This is a genomic window from Liquorilactobacillus vini DSM 20605, from assembly GCF_000255495.1.
GTDB classification, from domain to species: Bacteria; Bacillota; Bacilli; order Lactobacillales; family Lactobacillaceae; genus Liquorilactobacillus; species Liquorilactobacillus vini.
Map to the genome: position 1 here is coordinate 1 of NZ_AHYZ01000075.1, position 4754 is coordinate 4754.

Genomic DNA, 4754 nt, shown 5'->3' on the forward strand with positions numbered 1-4754 from the left:
AAAACCATTGATTGATAGTTTTTGGCAATGGTGTGATCAAGCTGAAGCATTACCAAAATCACGTTTAGGCAGAGCATTGATTTACGCTCAAAATCAGCGAAAAGCTTTAAATCAAATTCTAAATTTTGGCGAAATTGATTTAAGCAATAACGCTTCAGAACGAAATATGAAAAGTTATGTAATTGGCCGAAAGAATTGGCTTTTCAGTACCAGCCCGAAAGGAGCTGAAGCTAATGCGATTTGGATGTCTTTGATTGAAAGTGCCAAAGCAAATGGCTTAACTCCCTTTAAATATTTACAAGATATAATCGGAAAAATATCAAAACTGCCAGTATTCATGAAAACTGATGAACTGGAAGCATATTTGCCATGGAATTGGCAAAATGAAAGCAAATCAACGATTCTAGCAAAAATGGCCGTAGCAAAATGACCAACTGATCCAAAATGAGATTAGCTGGTCTTTTTTTGAACGGTCGGTTGTTAGGTGCTTACCACCTAAAAGAGGTATCAAGATTATCGTCACAGTCTTGATACCTCTTACTTTAGGATGTTTGAAAAAGAACCAATTAAATCAGAATATAATTACTTATTTATATATATACCATTATTAAATTTATAATTAGTACATTCTTCATATTCCCTAATCATTTGATTCCAAGAATCTTCAATGTTTTTAGTTAAGCCAAATAACCCACTACGTCCAATAATATAAATATCTGGATCCGCATCAGACATTAATTTCCAATGTTTAAAATTAGTTGAACCGTCAACTTCAATTTCATATTTATAATTATTTTCTTCACGTAATTTTCTAAGTTTAACAACTTTATTCAAACAACTCTTTAAAAATCTTTGACCTGCATATCCTGGATCTACTGTCATAATAGTTATTTTATCGACTAAATTAATATAATTTTGAATCTCACTTACAGGTGTTTCAGGATTTAAAACCACCCCTGCATTCAAACCTGCACCATGTATCTCATCAATTAATCTAAAGGCCACACCATTAATGACTTCAGCTGGCATACAAATAAATTCACATTTAATATCAATTAATCTTTCAACCCAAAAGCTTGCATCTGTCACCATCAAATGTGCTGACAAAGGAATATTTGAGATTCTTCTAACCTGCTCAATAAACCAAGGTGATAAAGTAATATTCGGGACAAAATGCCCATCCATTATGTCTACATGATAAGAATTAACTTTTCCATTTAAGAACTCAATTTCTTCTTTAAACTTATCTAGGTCCATTGTCATTAATGATGGTGATAATTGAATTTTGTGTGTCATTTTAAAATAGTTCCTTTCATTTTTTTAATTATCTACATTATTTGAACATCATCTAAACTTATATCTTCTTCTTTATTAATTTTTTTCTCATCAACTGAAACATTTTTCTTTATTAAAGCATAAACTACACCAGTTACTAGTACATTAACTAAAATCGCTAGTAAACCTACCCACCAATTTTTACCCATAGTTGGTAGCATTAAGAATCCTCCAAATGGTACTGTTGCACCTTCACCATGTGCTAGAGACATTAAGATTGCGCCTTCACACATTCCGCCAAGACCAGCAGCAATAATTCCTCGAATAATATCATTCATGACAATTGGAATTGATCCCTCGACAATATTTACAAAGCCCATTGGCACAGTAGATTTTAACGTTTCAATTTCTTCACGCGTATAAATATTTTTATGAAGCATTTTGGCAACTAAAAATGCAAAGCCAAAGCCTATTGGAGTCGCTGTATTAGTTAATTGCAGCGCGGTAACTGGTCCATTAATTCCTTGTGCTTGTAAAGTCAATGCAAAGGCAAAAGCAGTTTTATTAATTGGTCCGCCAAAATCAACGATACTTAAGATTCCTAAGATAGCTCCAAAAATCAAATTTGATGTACCATTCAATCCTTTTAATAAAGCAGTAAGCCAAGATGTAAACCAAGAAACAGGTGTGCCAATAATGTAAATCATGATTAAACCACTTGATAGACATGCTAAAAATGGAACAATCAAAGTTGGCATCAATCCTTTAGCCCAGTCAGGGACTTTTACATATTTCAAAATAGCAAATGCTATCCATCCGGCAATATATCCTCCAATAATACCACCAATAAAACCAGCACTAATGGCGTTTGCTGCAAGTCCAACAACAAAGCCGGGAGCAATTCCAGGCTTGCCAGCAATTGAAAAAGCTATACCAGTTGCAATAATTACTGGTAACATTCCCAAAGCATGTCCGCCTAGTGTAGCTAAAGCTTGGAAGAAATTAAATTTTCCAATAACTAATGAATCTTGACTTTTACCTCCCAAAGCCATGCCAATAGCTATAACAAATCCTGCACCGCAAACAATGGGAATTAAATACGATATAGCCGTTAATAAATGCCCCTTAAAATTTGCTTTCTTTAAAAATTCCTTCATAAATTACTCCTCCTCATAGAATTAAATGAAAAAAATTCAATTTTTCTTTTCCACAATTTCATGCAATTTAGCAACTAATTTATTGGGTGATTTGATAGCTGTTTCGGTTGAAACTTTAACAATCTTTTTTCCTTTGAATCGTTCTTCACCAGATATTTTTACATCTACAGCAAGAAGAACAATATCTGCTTCCTTAATTTCTTCTTTTTTTAAAGCGTTTTCCGTTCCAATTGTACCTTGAGTCTCAATTTTTACTTCATCTCCAATCTTTTTGGCAGCGTCTTCAATTTTTTGCTGTGCTAAGTAAGTATGAGCGATACCAACTGTACATGCCGAAACCCCAACTATCTTCATAATTAAATTCCTCCATTCTAATCTCTAAATGCATCAATTACGTCATCAACCGTTTTGGCTTTCAACAAAGAATTAATCACTTTCTTTTTACCCAATTTTCTTGCAAAAATAGATAGCATTTTTAAATGCTCTTTTGAACCATTACTACCGTCCCCAACATCAAATAAAACAACCACTTTTGCACCAGTATCATCCAGAGATTCCCATTCTATTTCATGATTAAGGATTGCAATAGAAACACCATTTTCCCTTACAGTAGAACTTTTACCGTGAGGTATAGCCACATGATTTCCAATACCCGTTACTCCCTCTTTTTCTCTCTCATATACCGCTGCTACAAATTCATCAATCGAGTTTATATATCCTTCATCATAGAATCTCTTTGCAAGTTCTTTAATAACTTCATCTTTAGTATTTGCTGCTAAATTAACAATTATAGTTTTCTTATCTAGGAAATTCTCTAACGATTCCAACTTCATAACCAATCTTCCTCTCTTAATAATAAATCTCTAATCTTAGTTCTTTCTCCTTGGCAAAATAAACGTATTACATTTTCTTTTGAAAGATGTATATAAAAATTTTTTAAAGACTGTAAATCTTGTAATCTACACTTCTCAGGAATTAATGTAAATATAAACCTATCAACCTTTATATTATTTTCTGACCAATCTTTTATATATTCTCCTGGTCTTAATTTTATAAATAATAAAATTGCTTGTTTTACATTTGCATTTTGAATATGTGGTGCAGCTAAGTTATGATCAATAATGGTATTATTTAACTTTTCTCTATAGTTAATTGCATCTTCAATCTTTTCTCTATTGCAAATCAATTTTTCTTTGAACAAATAATTAACCACATCATTAATAAAATCAGACTTATTAGCACTTTCAAAAGAAGGTTCCCATAAAAAAATTTTTTTCACCTAATTCATCATCCCTTTGCGAATAATATCGACTTCTCTTTCTAAGTGTTTTTGATCTTCCATTGTAAACATAGCGCTGACAACCAAAATTGGTATTGAAGAAGCATTTTTTAAATTAATAGTTGAAACAACTAAATTTACTTCTGGATGACTATCTAATACTGCTTTTAAATCTCGACTTGCAACCAATTTAACAATGTTTAATTCAGAAAATCTCTTTTTTATTTTTGCTTTCAAGAGTTGAGCTGTACCGAAACCAGTTGTACATACTATTAAAATGTTAATGGGAGGCCGCAAGTTCTCAAAAGCTTGTGCGAAATAAACTGTTAGGAATCCAACCTCTTCATCATTGATTCTTTTTAAACAAAACCTATTGCTAGCAATAATAGTAGCTTCCTTTACCGCATTAAATAATTCTGGATATTCTAAAGTTATTTGTTCTAATAGATTATTTTTTACTTTTATACCATTTTCCAATCTTTTTAGCATTGGTTTTATATGGTTAACCAAATTAATAAATAAACCTTTACTGTTTAAATTCCCAAATTTTGGATTTTTAGAAACTTCTTTTATCAAAAATATTGTAATATTTCTTAAAGCATCTGAAACTTTATTAATATCTGTAGTTTGAGCATCATTAACTCTAGAAGAGTTTAAATATTGATACAAATAAAATGTCTCTACTTCTGGAAGTTCAAAATTTAAAAAAGCATTTATATTATTCATTATTTTTTTACTAATAATTAGTATTTTGTCTTTCTTTTTAAACTTTTTCAATTCTAAGAGTTTTACCTTATAATCATCTCCTATAATTGTTCCAACATTATGATATCTTTCAATTAATATATATATATGTGAGAATAAGTTGATATTATACGGATAGGGAATTTCACATCCTAAATATTCTTCAATCAATTTTATCTGCCTTGTCACAAACGAGGCATCACTTTTTTGTAAATATTGATCTTCTTGAACAAAATAGCTGACACTTGTTGCTTCATCCGTAACCAGCAGGTCGGTCATAGCTTTACGAATATTTACTT

General features: G+C 31.2%; 7 protein-coding genes. 1 reads left to right on the top strand and 6 read right to left on the bottom strand.

The genetic code is table 11. The features are described from left to right. Positions 1-430: IS66 family transposase (locus tag ON15_RS04815; RefSeq protein WP_010580347.1), on the top strand; the 430-nt coding region annotated here is incomplete at its 5' end. A gap of 152 nt (positions 431-582) precedes the next feature. Here the strand turns inward: ON15_RS04815 and alsE are convergent. The 6 genes from alsE to ON15_RS04845 form a co-directional block, all read right to left on the bottom strand. Beyond that, a complete protein-coding gene (gene alsE / locus ON15_RS04820) occupies positions 583-1296 on the bottom strand; it encodes a D-allulose 6-phosphate 3-epimerase (RefSeq protein ID WP_010580348.1) in 714 nt (237 codons plus the stop codon). A gap of 32 nt (positions 1297-1328) precedes the next feature. Next, a complete protein-coding gene (locus ON15_RS04825; protein ID WP_010580349.1) occupies positions 1329-2432 on the bottom strand; it encodes a PTS fructose transporter subunit IIC in 1104 nt (367 codons plus the stop codon). Positions 2433-2468: 36 nt separating this feature from the next. Beyond that, positions 2469-2786: a PTS fructose transporter subunit IIB gene (locus ON15_RS04830; RefSeq protein WP_010580350.1), complete on the bottom strand. Its 318-nt coding sequence runs from the start codon at positions 2784-2786 to the stop codon at positions 2469-2471. 17 nt (positions 2787-2803) lie between these two features. Continuing rightward, positions 2804-3265, bottom strand: coding sequence for a PTS sugar transporter subunit IIA (locus ON15_RS04835; protein ID WP_010580351.1), 462 nt, complete (start codon positions 3263-3265; stop codon positions 2804-2806). Then, entirely contained in the window at positions 3262-3711 is a 450-nt protein-coding gene (locus ON15_RS04840; RefSeq protein WP_010580352.1) for a PTS sugar transporter subunit IIA, read from the bottom strand. The genes ON15_RS04835 and ON15_RS04840 overlap by 4 nt, the downstream gene beginning before the upstream one ends. Further along, positions 3712-4754: BglG family transcription antiterminator (locus tag ON15_RS04845; protein ID WP_010580353.1), on the bottom strand; the 1043-nt coding region annotated here is incomplete at its 5' end. It abuts the gene before it with no gap.